The 13,728-nt window shown below is 71.7% G+C and carries 14 protein-coding genes; 3 read left to right on the top strand and 11 right to left on the bottom strand.

Features of this window, described 5'->3' with window-relative positions; translation table 11 throughout:
- Positions 1 to 27: 27 nt before the first annotated feature.
- The 5 genes from OQ02_RS09740 to OQ02_RS09720 are packed head-to-tail and all read right to left on the bottom strand — an operon-like array spanning position 28 to position 5,049.
- Entirely contained in the window at positions 28 to 513 is a 486-nt protein-coding gene (locus OQ02_RS09740) for a macro domain-containing protein (RefSeq protein WP_033437896.1), read from the bottom strand.
- 46 nt (positions 514 to 559) lie between these two features.
- Positions 560 to 1,537 carry an ABC transporter permease gene (locus OQ02_RS09735; RefSeq protein WP_033437895.1) on the bottom strand — a complete coding sequence of 326 codons (978 nt, stop codon included), beginning with the start codon at positions 1,535 to 1,537 and terminating at the stop codon, positions 560 to 562.
- Positions 1,534 to 2,484: an ABC transporter permease gene (locus OQ02_RS09730; protein ID WP_033437894.1), complete on the bottom strand. Its 951-nt coding sequence runs from the start codon at positions 2,482 to 2,484 to the stop codon at positions 1,534 to 1,536. The genes OQ02_RS09735 and OQ02_RS09730 overlap by 4 nt, the downstream gene beginning before the upstream one ends.
- Positions 2,481 to 3,983 (bottom strand): sugar ABC transporter ATP-binding protein, encoded by a 1,503-nt coding sequence (locus OQ02_RS09725; RefSeq protein WP_033437893.1) that lies wholly within the window; start codon positions 3,981 to 3,983, stop codon positions 2,481 to 2,483. Before OQ02_RS09725 ends, OQ02_RS09730 begins: the two co-directional genes overlap by 4 nt.
- Before the next feature lies 1 nt (position 3,984).
- The gene (locus OQ02_RS09720) at positions 3,985 to 5,049 is read right to left on the bottom strand and encodes an ABC transporter substrate-binding protein (RefSeq protein WP_033437892.1); all 1,065 of its coding nucleotides are present in this window, start codon (positions 5,047 to 5,049) and stop codon (positions 3,985 to 3,987) included.
- Positions 5,050 to 5,312: 263 nt separating this feature from the next.
- Here OQ02_RS09720 and OQ02_RS09715 point away from each other — a divergent pair, with 263 nt between their 5' ends.
- The 3 genes from OQ02_RS09715 (at position 5,313) to OQ02_RS09705 (ending at position 8,831) form a co-directional block, all read left to right on the top strand.
- A complete protein-coding gene (locus tag OQ02_RS09715) occupies positions 5,313 to 6,212 on the top strand; it encodes a helix-turn-helix transcriptional regulator (protein WP_033437891.1) in 900 nt (299 codons plus the stop codon).
- Between the two features lie 134 nt (positions 6,213 to 6,346).
- The gene (locus tag OQ02_RS09710) at positions 6,347 to 7,204 is read left to right on the top strand and encodes a dioxygenase family protein (RefSeq protein ID WP_051772109.1); all 858 of its coding nucleotides are present in this window, start codon (positions 6,347 to 6,349) and stop codon (positions 7,202 to 7,204) included.
- A 196-nt stretch (positions 7,205 to 7,400) separates the two neighbouring features.
- A complete protein-coding gene (locus tag OQ02_RS09705; protein ID WP_033437890.1) occupies positions 7,401 to 8,831 on the top strand; it encodes an acyl-CoA carboxylase subunit beta in 1,431 nt (476 codons plus the stop codon).
- 227 nt (positions 8,832 to 9,058) lie between these two features.
- On the opposite strand, the gene OQ02_RS43625 is transcribed toward OQ02_RS09705, so the two are convergent.
- The 6 genes from OQ02_RS43625 to OQ02_RS09675 form a co-directional block, all read right to left on the bottom strand.
- Positions 9,059 to 9,211 carry a hypothetical protein gene (locus tag OQ02_RS43625; protein WP_156076936.1) on the bottom strand — a complete coding sequence of 51 codons (153 nt, stop codon included), beginning with the start codon at positions 9,209 to 9,211 and terminating at the stop codon, positions 9,059 to 9,061.
- A gap of 177 nt (positions 9,212 to 9,388) precedes the next feature.
- Positions 9,389 to 10,642 carry an exonuclease domain-containing protein gene (locus OQ02_RS09700; RefSeq protein ID WP_033437889.1) on the bottom strand — a complete coding sequence of 418 codons (1,254 nt, stop codon included), beginning with the start codon at positions 10,640 to 10,642 and terminating at the stop codon, positions 9,389 to 9,391.
- A 322-nt stretch (positions 10,643 to 10,964) separates the two neighbouring features.
- Complete coding sequence (locus OQ02_RS09695; protein WP_051772074.1) at positions 10,965 to 11,453, bottom strand: YbaB/EbfC family nucleoid-associated protein; 489 nt, start codon at positions 11,451 to 11,453, stop codon at positions 10,965 to 10,967.
- Positions 11,450 to 11,932 (bottom strand): hypothetical protein, encoded by a 483-nt coding sequence (locus OQ02_RS09690; protein WP_033437888.1) that lies wholly within the window; start codon positions 11,930 to 11,932, stop codon positions 11,450 to 11,452. Before OQ02_RS09690 ends, OQ02_RS09695 begins: the two co-directional genes overlap by 4 nt.
- A 32-nt stretch (positions 11,933 to 11,964) precedes the next feature.
- Positions 11,965 to 13,338 carry a putative T7SS-secreted protein gene (locus OQ02_RS40820; RefSeq protein ID WP_051772073.1) on the bottom strand — a complete coding sequence of 458 codons (1,374 nt, stop codon included), beginning with the start codon at positions 13,336 to 13,338 and terminating at the stop codon, positions 11,965 to 11,967.
- Complete coding sequence (locus OQ02_RS09675) at positions 13,338 to 13,685, bottom strand: hypothetical protein (RefSeq protein ID WP_156076935.1); 348 nt, start codon at positions 13,683 to 13,685, stop codon at positions 13,338 to 13,340. The genes OQ02_RS40820 and OQ02_RS09675 overlap by 1 nt, the downstream gene beginning before the upstream one ends.
- Between the last annotated feature and the right edge of the window lie 43 nt (positions 13,686 to 13,728).

Genomic DNA, 13,728 nt, shown 5'->3' with positions numbered 1-13,728 from the left:
CGCGCGCGTGCGGAACGTCGGCTCCGGTCAGCGTTCGGGCATGTCGTAGACGGTCACGGGGATGCCGCGGTCGGTCAGTTCGCCGGTGATGAGCGGTTCGATGCGGTCCCACCGGCCGCCGGCCAGGCCGCAGCCGATGCGCGGCATGTGGACGCTCGCCCGGAGCCGACCCGCATGGGCACCGAGGTCGTGGAGGGATTGGCGGATGGCGTCGTAGCGGACGGGCGGGCCGGCGACGCGGCTCGTCCGGATGCCGTGCTGACCGATCATGTTGGCGACCAGCACGTCGGGAGCGACCCGGACGAGTCGTACCGCACCGAGGCCGAAGTCGTTGCCGGCACGGTCGCGGTACCAGCGGCGGTAGTCGGCCTCGGGCTCCGGCCAGCGCCCGGAGATGGCCAGGACGAATCCCCTGCCCCATCCGCCCCGGTCGTTGCAGACGTGGGCGATGATCTTGCAGCCCTCGGCTCGGGGGCTGCTCGCGTCGCCGACGAGGTAGTGGATCTGCGCCATGCCCGGACGCTAACCGGACGCACCGACAAAACCGGTTGGCGTGACGTCAGGTGCCTCTGGCGGCTCGGGTGGCCAGGGAGCGTTGCAGGACCACGACCAGCAGCAGGAACGCGCCGCTGACGACGGACTGGTAGTTGCTGTCCAGGGTGCCGATCTGGTTGATCACGTTCTGGATCACGGTCCGCAGCCCCACGCCGATCACCGTGCCCAGCACGGTCCCCGCGCCGCCCGTCAGCAGGGTCCCGCCGATCACGACGACGGAGATGGCGTCGAGTTCCAGCCCGACCCCGATCACCGTCACACCGGACTCCAGGTACGCCGCCGTCACCGCACCCGCGAAGCCGGACAGCACCCCGCTCATCGTGTAGACGAGCACCTTCGTCCGCGCCACCGGCAACCCCATCAGCACCGCGGACTGCTCCGCACCACCGGTGGCGAGCACCGACTGCCCGAACCGCGTCCGCCGCAGCACCAGACCACCGGCCAGGCACAGCGCCAGGGCCAGGAACACGGGGTAGCCGAAGCCGAACACCGTCCCCCGTCCCAACTCCAGGAACGCCGAGCCGGACGCGATCCGGTACGTCGTCGACCCCTCGGACGTGATCGCCAGCAGCAGCCCGCGCGCGAGCAGCAACGTGGCCAGCGTGACGATGAACGGCGCCATGCCGGTCCGCGCCACGAGCACCCCGTTCAGCAACCCGATCAACCCGCACACCGCCAACGGCAGCACGAGAGCCACCACGAAACCCCACTGCGAGCCGTACGCGGCCAGGACGCCGCCCAGGGCGTACACCGACCCGACCGACAGGTCGATCCCCCCGGTGATGATCACGAACGTCATGCCGAGCGCGACGATCGCCAGGAACGACCCCTGCAACGCCATGTCGCGCAGGTTGTCCGGGCTGCCGAACCTCGGGAACGACAGCCACGCCACCAGCACCATCACCACCAGCGCGACCGCGGCACCCTGCCGTCCGATCCCACGCCCGATCCCACGCCGGAGGCGAACACGGACGGCGGTCATCGGCTGCTCCGCTCACGCGCCAGGTAGACCGCGCCGACGATGATCGCGGCCTGCGCCATCTGCGCGGTCGAGTCGGGCAGGTTGTGCTTGATCAACGTCGCCCGCACCAACTGCATCAGCAGCGCCCCCATCACGGTCCCCAGCACCCGCACCCGACCGCCGGTCAACGGCGTCCCGCCCACCACCACGGCGGTGATCGCGGACAGTTCCATCAGCAGGCCCACGTCGGCCGGGTCGCTCGCGCCGAGGCGCGCGGTCGACAGCACACCGGCTACCGCCGCCAGCACACCGCAGATCGCGTACACGCCGATCAGGACCCGCCGCACCGGCACGCCCGCCAGCACCGACGCCGCCCGGTTGCCGCCGATCGCCACCAGGTGCCGGCCGAACGTCGTCCGACCGACCAGCAACGCCACCGCCACCGAGAACAGCGCCGCGGCGAACACCCCGACCGGCACGCCGAGCACGTCACCCGTGCCCAGGAACAGGAACGCCGGGTCGTGCAGCTGCACCAACTGCCCGTTCGCCAGCACCAGCGCCAACCCGCGCCCGCCGACCAGCAGCGCCAACGTGGCCACGATCGGCTGGATGCCCAGGTACGCCACCAGCACCCCGTTGAACATGCCCGCGATCAGCCCGGCGACCAACGCCAGCGCTATCGACGGCAGCGCACCGTAACCCAGGTACAGCGGGATGACCGCCGCCGACAGCGCCATCACCGCGCCGACCGACAGGTCCACCCCCTCCGTCCCGATCACCAGCGCCATGCCCAACGCCACGACGCACACCGGCGCCGCCTGCACGAGCTGCGTGCGGAAGTTGCCCACGGACAGGAAGTTCGTCGTGAACGCGATGTTGAACAGCAGCAACCCGGCCACCGCGACGTACACGCCGTACTCCTGGAGCCACCGGGCGACACCCGCCCGGTCCCAGGTGGCCGCCGTCATGACTCCCCCGCGGCGATCGCGGAGAGGACGTGGTCGCGGGTGAGCCGGTCGCCGACCAGTTCGGACACCACGGCGCCGTCCTTCAGCACCACCAACCGGTCCGCGCCGTCCAGCAGCTCCTCCAGCTCGGACGAGATCAGCAGCACCGCCAACCCGTCCCGGGCCAGCTCGTCGATCAACGCCTGCACCTCCGCCTTCGCGCCCACGTCGATGCCGCGGGTCGGCTCGTCCAGCAGCAGCACCTTCGGCTGCGTGCACAGCCACCGCGCCAGCAGCACCTTCTGCTGGTTACCGCCGGACAGCTCGGCCACCTTCTGCTCCGGCCCGGACACCTTGATCCGCAGCCGACGGATGAACGTCTCCACCACCCGGTCCTGCCGCGCCCGGCTGACCACCCCGAAGCGGGACAGCCGGGGCAGGGCGGCGAGCACGATGTTCTCCCGCACGGACAGGTTCGGGATGATCCCCTCGGCCTTGCGGTCCTCCGCCAGCAGGCTCACGCCCGCGCGCACGGCAGCGCCGACGTTCCCCCGCAAGGCCTTGCCGCCCAGCAGGACCGTGCCGGAGTCCAGCGGCAACGCGCCGATGATCGCCCGCGCCGTCTCCGTGCGGCCGGAGCCGAGCAGCCCGGCGAGACCGACGACCTCACCGGGCCGGATCGACACCGAGACGCCCGCCAGCCGACGTCCGCTGGTCAGGTCTTCCGCGCGCAGCAACGGTTCCGCGCCCGCGTGGTGCTCTTCGCTGAACGCCGTCGCGCCGTGTTCGCGGATGTCGCCGACGCTGCGGCCCAGCATCAGCGACACCAGCTCGATCCGCGGCAGGTCCGCCAGCGGACCGGTGTGCACGTGCCGCCCGTCCCTCAGCACGGTGACCCGGTCGCAGATCCGGTACAGCTCGTCCATCCGGTGGCTCACGTAGACGATCGCGATGCCGCGCTCGTGCAGCCGCTCGATCACCGAGAACAACGTCTCGACCTCACGCGGCTCCAACGACGACGTCGGCTCGTCCATGATCACCACGTGCGCGTCCGCCGAGACGGCCCGTGCCAGCGCGACCATCTGCTGCGCGCCGACCGCGAGCGTCCCGAGGGGGCGCCGCACGTCGTCGTGGATGCCGTAACCCACCAGGACTTCGGCCGCTTCCGCGTGCATCCGCGCCCGGTCGACCAGGCCGAACCGGGTGCGCGGCTCGCGGCCGAGGAACAGGTTCGCCGCCACGCTCATCAGCGGGACGAGGTTGACCTCCTGGTAGATCGTGGAGATGCCGGCCCGCTGCGCGTCCAGCGGCCGGTGGAACTCGACCGGCTCGCCGCGGTGGAGCACCTGCCCGGAATCGGGCCGGTGCACGCCCGTCAGCACCTTGATCAGCGTCGACTTGCCCGCGCCGTTCTCGCCGACCAGGGCGTGCACCTCACCCGGCCGGACCGAGAACGACACCCCGTCCAGTGCCTTGACGCCGACGAACTCCTTGGTGGCGTCGACGACCTCCAACACCATGTCAGTACGCGTTCGCGAGCTTCTGGGCGGCGTTGGACCGGTCGTACTCGTCGTCGGAGATGATCACCGTCGGCGGCACCTCCTTGCCGTCGGCGAAGTCCTGCAACGTCCGGAACGCCAGCGGGCCGAACCGCGGGTTGGACTCGATCACCGCGTCGTAGCCTCCGTCGGCGACGAGTTGGACTGCGTTGCGCGTGCCGTCGATCGAGACGACCTTCACGTCCTGGCCCGGGGTCTTGCCGGCCGCCTTCAGGGCGGTCACCGCGCCGATGCCCATCTCGTCGTTCTCGGCGTACACGGCGGTGATGTCCGGGTTGCCCAGGATCAGCTGCTCCATCACGGACTGGCCCTTGGAGCGGTCGAACTCGCCGGTCTGCTCGGCCACCACCGAGATGCCCGGCGTCTTGGCGATCTCGTCCTTGAAGCCCTTGGTGCGGTCGGTGGTGACGTTGTTGCCCGACGAGCCGAGCAGGATGGCCACCTTCCCGTTGCCGCCGGTGGCCGCCACCATCGCCTGGGCGGCGCGTTTGCCCTGCTCCACGAAGTCCGAGCCGATGAACGTCAAGTAGTCGTCGCACGGGTCGGACGTCACCTTGCGGTCGATGGTCACGACCGGGACCTGCTTCGCCTTCGCCGCGTCGAGCGCGGGCTGGAGGCCGTCGGAGTTGAGCGGCGCGACGATCAGCAGCTGCGCGCCGCGGTCGAGCAGCGACTTGATGTCGCTGATCTGCTTGTTCAGGTCGCTCTGGGCGTTGGTGACGAGCAGCTTGTCGGACGGGATGCCGAGCTTGGCCGCCTCGTCCTTGATCGACTGGGTCTCCGCGATGCGGAACGGGTTGGCCTCCTTCTCGGACTGGGAGAACCCGATCACCGCGTTCTTGACGTCGACCGCCGGGTAGCCGATCCGGTCACGGGCGCAGCCCGGCCCGCTCGCCTGGGAGGCGGCGGCGGACGCGGCGGGACCGCCGGTGCCCTGGGCGGACGGCGCGGCTTCACGGCTCGTGCAGGAGGTCAGCAGGGCGGTCGTCGCGAGTACCGCGACACCGACACGGGCAGGCAGGGACATGTCTCGCTCCTCGATCCGGGTGTGAGTGAGCGGCGTCACTCTCAAGGGCGGCTCCGTTCTTACATCGTTGATACAACGTTGTAAAGGTTCAGACCGCGACGGCTACGGAGGGCGATCGGGCACCGGATCGCGGACGGAGAGCAGGCAAGCGCTTACCGAGCGGAGTCGAAGAGAGGGGTCCACAAGGGCGTTCCCACGACCGCCCCGCCGTGCCATGGTGGCGATGATTGGTCTGGACCTTCACGCGGCGAGAGGATCGGACGATGCGCGGCACCACCGTGCCACCGGGAACGCCCTGCCGGGCGACGCGCGAGGGCGAGCTGCCCGTGCACCGGCTGGAGGTGCCGCTGCCCAACGCGCTGCCGTTCGCCGTCGGCACGTTCGACACGATCGGCCCGCTGTCGCGCGCGGCGTTCCCCCACCGGCACACGTTCCACGAGATCGTGCACGTCACCGGCGGCACGGGCACGCACGTCGTCGACCTCGCCCGCTGGGAGCTGCGCCCGCCGCACCTGTGCGTGATCGCGCCCGGCCAGGTGCACCACTGGGACGACGCGCGGGACCTGACCGGGTCCGTGCTGCTGTTCACCGACGACTTCCTGCTCGACCACCCGGCGGACCGGGACCTGCTGCGCCGCCTGAGCGAACGCCCCTGGCTGACGCTGGACGAGCCCGCGCACACCCGGATCACCCGGCTCGTCGCCGAACTGGACGACGAGTACCAGCGCGGAGAGGCAGGCGTCGAAACGGTGCTGCGCGCGCTGCTGCACGTGCTCGTGGTGCGCGTGGCCCGGCTTCGCGCGACACCGGCCGCACCCCCTCCGGCGCGGGCCGGCGCGGTGGCGGAGGAGTTCGGCCGGCTGTCCAACCGCACGGACCACGCGCTGTGGTCGGTGGCCGCGTACGCGGAGCGGATCGGTGTCACGCCCGGTTACCTGACGGAGGCGGTGAAGACGGCGACCGGGCGGACGCCGTCGCAGCTCGTCCGGGAGGCCCGCACGCACGAGGCGAAGCGGTTGCTGGCCAAGACGGAACTGACCGTGCGGCAGGTCGCGGCCCGGACGGGTTTCGCCGACCCGGCGTACTTCTGCCGCTTCTTCCGCCGCGAGACGGGCGTGAGCCCGGGTGCCTTCCGACGCGGCGACGACGCGCGTTCACAGTGAGGGCACCGGCAACAGCGCCCGCGAGGATCACCACGAACCGCGGCGCCAGTCCATCGTCGCGACCCGACCGGCGTCCCTAGGTTCGGGTTCGTCCCTGGCGAACCCCACCACGAGGAGCAGGTATGGACGCACCGATGGACGACGACCGCGGCACGACCGGGCGACCACCGGCCGACGGCGCGGACCCCCGCCACCTCAGCCGCAAGACCGTGCTGCGCGCCGCCCTCGCCGCCGGGGTCGCGTTGCCCGCGGCGCTGATGGGCGTGCCCGCGCTGGCCCGCACGGTCGGCCCGGACGGCGGCCCGCTGGACCTGACCCCGGAGTGCGACGACGGCGACGACCCGACGCCACCGCAGATGGAAGGCCCCTACTTCAAGCCGAACTCGCCCCGCCGCACGTCCCTGGTCGACGCCGGCACGCCGGGTACCCGGCTCACCGTCACCGGTTACGTGTTCGGCCTGGCCTGCCAACCGCTCGGCAACGTGCTGCTGGACTTCTGGCAGGCGGACGTCAACGGCGTGTACGACAACACCGGCTTCCGCTTCCGCGGCCACCAGTTCACCGACGCCGGCGGCGCGTTCACGCTGACCACGATCGTGCCCGGCCTCTACCCCGGGCGCACCAGGCACCTCCACGTGAAGGTGCAGGCACCCGGACGCCCGGTGCTCACGACCCAGCTGTACTTCCCCGGTGAGCCACGGAACAACACCGACAGCCTCTTCGACCCGCGGCTGCTGATGGTGGTGCGGAACGTGACCGGTGGCCGTGAGGCGACGTTCGACTTCGTGCTGAACGTGACGCAGACCGGCACCACCACGCGGACGTCCACGACCACGTCGTCACCGGGCGGCGGAACGTGGGCGGCGGGCACGTCCTACGCGATCGGAGCGCGCGTCACGTACGGCGGCACCGGTTACTCGTGCCTCCAAGCCCACCTCGCCCAGCCGGGCTGGGAGCCGCCGAACGTGCCGGCCCTCTGGCGCGCGGAGTGATCGCCCGGTAGGAACTCCCGGAGGAAACACGTGATCGACAGCTGAGCCGGGCCACTCGCGACCCCCTCGGTGCGCCGACCGCGCCGAGGGGAAGTGGCCCCATAGGGGTGGGTGCAGGGGGTTTTCTGGGGTTCCCCCCTCAGTCGGAGGCGGTCATATTCCGTCTTTGACACCATTCTGCAGACCCGGGGGACCAATGACGGCGCAGACCGTGCCCGCCCACGTCGACGCTCGCGACGTCGAGCCCGATTTCCGCGCACCGTCAGTCCGGCTCGGCCGGCTGCTGGACGAGGACTCCGCCCAACCGCTGCACGAGGCGGACGACAGCGGCGTGAGCGCGGTGAGCGGACTGATCGACGGCCAACCAGTGATCGCCTACTGCACCGACGCGACGAAGATGGGCGGCGCTCTCGGCTGGCCCGGCGCGATGCACATCGTGGAAGCCATCGAGACCGCGGTCCAGCAGGGCGTGCCGGTGGTCGGCCTGTGGCACTCCGGCGGCGCGAAGCTCGCCGACGGCGTCGAGTCGATGGACGGCGTCGGCCGCATGTTCGCGGCGATGACCCGCGCGTCCGGCGTCGTGCCGCAGATCTCCGTGGTGCTCGGCCCGGCCGCAGGCGCCGCCGCTTACGGCCCCGCGCTGACCGACATCGTGATCATGTCCGAGGACGCCCGGATCTTCGTCACCGGCCCGGACGTGGTGAAGACGGTCACCGGCGAGGTGATCGACATGGCGGGCCTCGGCGGTCCCGTCGCGCACGGCCGCAAGTCCGGTGTGGCGCACATCGTCGTCGACACCGAGGAAGAGGCGTACTCGCGGGCGCGGCGGCTCACCGGGTTCTTCAGCCGGCCCGGCGAGGTCGAGGTGGCGTCCGCGGGCGAGCCCGACGACCTGAGCGCGTTGCTGCCCGAGTCGCCGCGTCGCGCCTACGACGTGCACCCGATCATCAACCGGCTGCTGGACGACGCCGTGTTCGAAGAGCTGCAGGCTGGCTGGGCGCCGAACGTCGTGGTCGGTCTCGGCCGGCTGTGCGAGCGGACCGTCGGCATCATCGCCAACAACCCGCTGCGCAAGGGCGGCTGCCTCGACTCGCTGTCCGCGGAGAAGGCGTCGCGGTTCGTGCGGATGTGCGACTCGCTCGGCGTGCCGCTGGTCGTGCTCGTGGACGTGCCCGGCTACCTGCCCGGCGTCGGCCAGGAGTGGGGCGGCGTGGTGCGGCGCGGCGCGAAGCTCCTGCACGCGTTCGCCGAGTCGACGGTGCCCCGGATCACCCTGATCACGCGGAAGTCCTACGGCGGCGCTTACATCGCGATGAACTCGCGTTCGCTGGGCGCGACGGCCGTGTTCGCGTGGCCGGACGCCGAGGTGGCCGTGATGGGCGTGGAAGCCGCCGTCGGCATCCTGCACCGCAAGAAGCTGGCCGCCGTGGCCGACGAGGCGGAGCGGGCCGAGCTGCGCGAGAAGCTGATCGAGGAGCACCGCCGGATCGCCGGCGGCGTCGACCGCGCGATGGCGCTCGGCGTGGTGGACGAGGTGATCTCGCCCGACGAGACCCGGGTCAGGATCGCGAAGGCGCTGGCGAACGCGCCGGCCGGTCGGGGACGGCACACGAACATCCCGCTGTGACGTGCGCTGTGACGTGATCACCGGAGGGTGATCGGGCAGGCGGCGGAACGAGGTGGCGGAGGTGGCCGGTGTGCCGGCCCCTCCAGCCCCGCGACCTGCTGATCGTGCCCGACAGGCCGTGCACCGAGAGCGGCCACCAGCCGTGCTGATGGTGCTTGGACATGCTTGAAGCGGAGCCCGCGACCGTTTCGGTCACGGGCTCCGTGGAGCGGTTCTTCCTACCGCGGTCAGGCCATCTCGCCGGTGTTCTGCGGCGGCACGTCGGCCGGCTCGCGGAACAGATCGGTGTAGGACCGCTGCTCGTCCCGGCCGGGACCGTTGGCGGTCTCGGTCCGGGTCGTGTCCGGGTGGCTGAACAGCTCGTTGAACGAAGTTGACATGTGTTCCGACTTTCTCCGCGTCCGCTGCGTGCTCACGGCCGGCGGTGCCGGGCCGGAGATCCTCACACGGCGCGAGGGTTTTCGGGTTCAGAAGATATGAATCGCCCCGATGCACCCACGGTACACGTCGTGGTGCCGCCGGCGCCACAGCGCAGTGCCGGGCGTGTCCCGGGCAGCTCACAGCGTGTGTGAACCGATCCGGGCAGTGCCCAGGATTCGCGCGAAGGCGTCTTCCGTGACGATCGGAATGCCGTACCGGGAAGCCTTCTTCGCCTTGCCGGAGAGCGAGTCGGGGTCCGCCGCCACGACCAGGCGGGTCTTCTTGGTGACGTTGTCCTGCACGGTGAGACCGGCTTCCAGCGCCCGCTGCTCCCACACCTCGCGCGGCAGGTCCATCTGGCCCGTGAACACGACCCGATCGCCCGCTTCGAGCCGGAAATCGCCCCAGGCGGGCTCCGGATCACCGGTCCCGGCTTCCGCTTCGCGGGCGACCGACAGCGCGTGGTCGGCGTCGGCCAGGTCGAGGCCCAGCAGGGTGGCGACGAGGCGCAGATCCGCCTTCTCCTCCGCCGTCACCACTTCGTCCGCCCAGGCCCGCCGCGCCAACGCCACCAGGTAGTGCCGGTGCAGCCGCTCGACCTCGGCGCGGCCCAGTCCGAGGGAACCGGCGACACCGACCAGCTCGGCCTGCTCCGTCACCGACAGGTGCCGATCGAGCAGCGCGCCGTCGACCACCGACAGGTAGTCGTCCGCGCGCGGCGGGTGTGGCACGCGGGGCAGGTTGTCGACGAGGCGCGCCAGGAAGTGCGCGGGCTGCGTGTAGGCGGCGCCCCGCGTCATCACCCGGCCCGTGAGCGGCGGCAGGACCGGCCACGGCAGGTGCTCGGCGGCCTCCAGCCGGTCGCGCCAAGGCTCCGGCAGGCCCGCCTCACGCAGGAAGAACGCCAACAGACCCGCGGCGGCGTGTGCGTCGTGCAAGGCCGAGTGCGCCCGTCCCACGTCGACACCGGCTTCCTCGCAACACGTGGCCAGCGATCGGGTCGCGGTCGCCAGGTACCTGGTCGCCAGCTTCATGGTGCACAGGCCGACGTCGGTCGTCAGCGGCACGTCGACGCCCGCGCGCCGGAATTCCGCGTCCAGGAACCGGACGTCGAACGACACGTTGTGCCCGACCACGACGTTCCCGGCGAGCCGGACCCCGAGGTCCCCGACGATCTCGGGGAACGTCGGCGCCTGCCGCGCCTCGGCCGCGGTGATGCCGTGGATGTGCTGCGGTCCCAGGTCCCGTTCCGGGTTGACGATGGTGCACCACTCGTCGACGACCCGGCCGGTCGGGTCGAGTCGGACGACGGCGACCTCCACCACCCGGTGGTGCCAACCGGGGTGGATTCCGGTCGTCTCCACGTCGACCACCGCATAACCTGCGACCACTGCGACTCCCCGACGCGGGATCGGAGTCGACATCAGGCGTGCCCGCGCCACGCCCGCTCACACGGCAGTCGACCTGACATCGCGGCGGTGGCGGGCGGGTGTTACCGGGATCGCGCGCGGGCCTCGCACATCACCCGTCCGGCGGAATCGCTTGCGCCGGAAGCGGTTTGATTAATCCACAATGGATTGTTCGCTCGCGCGCGGGGAGGACTTGGCCTGCTGCCCGAGGTGAGCGGGGGCGCGGGGTCGGCGTGGCGCAGCCGAAACCAGCGGGGCCGTCGCCGGCGGGGCCGCGTCCGCCCCGCCGGCGATCAGCCGACGCTCACCAGGCGGGACGGCTCTGGTAGGCCGTCTCCGGCTCCTCCTCCACCACCCGGCGCTCGCGTCGGACGACGCGGGGAGCGATGGCCTGCGGCTCGCGCAGTGGCTCGTGCGGTGGCTCGTCGCCGAACCCCCGCCGATCCTCGGCCAGCACCTGGTCCAGCAGCTTCGTGTCGCCCAGCACCGACCGGACCACCTCGGCCTGCCTGCGGGCCGCGTCCACCCGGGCCGACGCGATCGTCCGCAACGTCGTGGACGACAGCGCCGCCGGGTCGGTGGTCCGCACCGCGGCGCCGAACGTGATCGACCTGACCGCGCCGTCCGACCCGGCGACCACGGTCACGACGCCGTCGCCGGACGTCGCCGTGCCCACCACGTCCTTCAACCCCTCGGCCATGCGCTGGTACGACTCCGCGCGCAACCGGTTGTCGGCGGCGGCCGTGTCGATGGCCTCGATGCGGCGCAACAGGATGTCGGCGGACTCGGTCACCGGGCCACTCCCTCGTCCGGGCGGATGGTCTCGAGGAACGCCTGGAAGTCGCCCACCAGGTCCTCGAACTGCTCCGGCGTCGCGCTCAGCACGATCTCCAGCACCGCGCGCCGGCTCTCGTCGCGCACGTCCGGCATGGCCAGGAACACCTGCAGTTGCACCAGTTCCACCGGCCTGCCGTCGATCGGCACGGTCATCCGCACGACCTGCGTGTACGCGGACTCCAGCTCGTTGCGCCGCCCGACCTCGACCTGGCCGACGCCGCGTTCGAGCCGGGCCACGGCCTCCGCGGCGACCTCCGCCAACGTCACGTCGGTGCGCACCTCGCCGCTGATCGTCACGTTCGCGGTGAACCCGGCGGCGGAACCGGGGTGCAGCGCGACGAACGCCGCCTGCGGCGCGCCCACCTCGTCGGGAGGTGCCGAGAGCCACCCGGCGGGCAGCGAGAACTCGATCGGCACCGGAAGGGTGGTGGCCATGCCTGCGTCTCCTCCTGGGGTCCTGCGGTAGGTCATCGGCCGAACAACCGGCCGATGGCGCGGCCGGCGCCTTCGGCGACGTTCTCCACGCCGCGCCCGACGTCCTTCGCGATCTCGCCCACGTCGTCCGCGACGTCGACCACCGTCTCCACGACCTCGACCGGGTCGACGGCGACCTCGAAGCCGACCTTGCCACCCACGCCCAACCCGACGCCCAGCGACCCGCCGATGTGGAACTTGCCGTCCTCGCCCATGCCGAACTGCCCGCTCGCCTGCGCGCCGACACCGGCCCACGCCTCGCCGTTCACGCCCGCGCCGATGCCCGCGACCTCGGCACTCGCCTCACCGGACACCTTGGCGCCGGCGAACGCCTCCGCGTTCCCCTTCGCCCCCAGCCAGCCGACGGTGCCCTTGGCCTCGGCGGACGCACCGACGATGGCGTCGGCGCTGCCCGAGACGCCCGCGTGCTTGCCGAGGTTGATCTCGCCCTCGGCGTGCCCCCTGGCCAGGTACGCGCTCGCGTTCGCGCCCACGGTGACGCCGGCGGCGCTCGCGGTCGCGGTGACCCCGGCCTCCGCGCCGAGCACCGAGCCGCTGATGGCGCCCTTGCCGGACAGCGGCCCGGCCGTGAAGTCGCCTTCCTTCCCGCCGCCGGCGACCTCGACCTGCCAGTCCTTGCCGGCGGTCCGCTCGTGCAGGTCGATGCCGAACTTCTCGGCGACCTCGGCGATCGCCTCGGTGAGCAGGCGCTCGGACTCGCTGCCCGTCTTGCCCTGGTACGACTTGCCGCCCGACCCTTCCTGCCAGCCGCCGGGGTCCTTGCCGTTCTCGTCCTTCTCGCGGTGCGCGGCGCCGAACTCCTTCTTGCCGAACGACTTCTTGTAACCGCCCTTGCCGTCGGACTCCCAGCCGAGCGCCTTGGCGACCACGTCCCCGATGCCGCTCAGCCCGGTGCGGGCGTCGTCGAGCACCTTCTGCGCGGTGGCCGCGCCCGCCTGCCCCGGGTCTTGGAACGGGGCGGTCGGCGCGCCGGCGAGAACCATCGCGTCGTGCTGGGCGGCGGCGAGGCGGGTCGCGGCCTGTGCCTCCAGGTACAGCTCGACGGCGCGTTGCGCTTCGGCCTGGCACTTGACCAGCACGTCGCCGTAGTCGGCGAGCACCTGCCCGCCGCTGCCCATGTCGTCGCCGGCCTGGAACCAGCGGGGCGGTTCGGACCGGAAGACCGACCGGAACGCGGTGCTCGCGTCGCCGCTCCAGCCGCCGGGGTCGATCCGGCCCAGGTCCTCGCCGACCGCCACCACCATCCGCAGCGTCTGCACGAGTCGGCGCAGGTCACCGGTGATCAGCTCGGGCTCGCCGGGGATCAGCGCCTTCGGGTCGTTCGTCTCGCCCAGTCGTGCCGCCATCAGGACACCGGCTTCAACGGCGTGGTCCCGGCGCCCAGCCGGCGCGAGATGTCGGTGTGCGCCGACCCGCCGAGCCCGCCGAACCCGACCGCCTCGTCGGCGTCCACGTCCACGTAGGACGTCGCGGCGGCGCGGAGTCCGATGGCGTGCTCGTCGGCCTCCTGCCGCAGGCGCTCCACGTACGCCTTCATCTCCTCGATGAACAGCTCCCACGCACTGGCGACGCCTTCGTGCCCGTACTCGCCGCTCGGACCGCACCACACCAGGCCCGCCGTCTTGTCGCCCGCGTCACCGATCTCACCGGCCGCCCGTCGTAACTCCTCGGGCACCGCCCCGAACCCAGCCATGTCCACCCATCTGTCCACTCGACACCACGCGGTCAGACGCAGC

This window comes from Saccharothrix sp. NRRL B-16314, assembly GCF_000716595.1.
Taxonomy (GTDB): domain Bacteria; phylum Actinomycetota; class Actinomycetes; order Mycobacteriales; family Pseudonocardiaceae; genus Actinosynnema.
The sequence above is the reverse complement of the archived record's forward strand: the minus strand, read 5'-3'. Positions and strand labels throughout refer to the sequence as shown.

Excerpts from the sequence above, each read along its gene's own strand:
- OQ02_RS09740 (WP_033437896.1), bottom strand. The coding sequence starts at position 513 with ATGGCGCAGATCCACTACCTCGTCGGCGACGCGAGCAGCCCCCGAGCC.
- OQ02_RS09735 (WP_033437895.1), bottom strand. The coding sequence starts at position 1,537 with ATGACCGCCGTCCGTGTTCGCCTCCGGCGTGGGATCGGGCGTGGGATC.
- OQ02_RS09730 (WP_033437894.1), bottom strand. The coding sequence starts at position 2,484 with ATGACGGCGGCCACCTGGGACCGGGCGGGTGTCGCCCGGTGGCTCCAG.
- OQ02_RS09725 (WP_033437893.1), bottom strand. The coding sequence starts at position 3,983 with ATGGTGTTGGAGGTCGTCGACGCCACCAAGGAGTTCGTCGGCGTCAAG.
- OQ02_RS09720 (WP_033437892.1), bottom strand. The coding sequence starts at position 5,049 with ATGTCCCTGCCTGCCCGTGTCGGTGTCGCGGTACTCGCGACGACCGCC.
- OQ02_RS09715 (WP_033437891.1), top strand. The coding sequence starts at position 5,313 with ATGCGCGGCACCACCGTGCCACCGGGAACGCCCTGCCGGGCGACGCGC.
- OQ02_RS09710 (WP_051772109.1), top strand. The coding sequence starts at position 6,347 with ATGGACGACGACCGCGGCACGACCGGGCGACCACCGGCCGACGGCGCG.
- OQ02_RS09705 (WP_033437890.1), top strand. The coding sequence starts at position 7,401 with ATGACGGCGCAGACCGTGCCCGCCCACGTCGACGCTCGCGACGTCGAG.
- OQ02_RS43625 (WP_156076936.1), bottom strand. The coding sequence starts at position 9,211 with ATGTCAACTTCGTTCAACGAGCTGTTCAGCCACCCGGACACGACCCGG.
- OQ02_RS09690 (WP_033437888.1), bottom strand. The coding sequence starts at position 11,932 with ATGGCCACCACCCTTCCGGTGCCGATCGAGTTCTCGCTGCCCGCCGGG.
- OQ02_RS40820 (WP_051772073.1), bottom strand. The coding sequence starts at position 13,338 with ATGGCGGCACGACTGGGCGAGACGAACGACCCGAAGGCGCTGATCCCC.
- OQ02_RS09675 (WP_156076935.1), bottom strand. The coding sequence starts at position 13,685 with ATGGCTGGGTTCGGGGCGGTGCCCGAGGAGTTACGACGGGCGGCCGGT.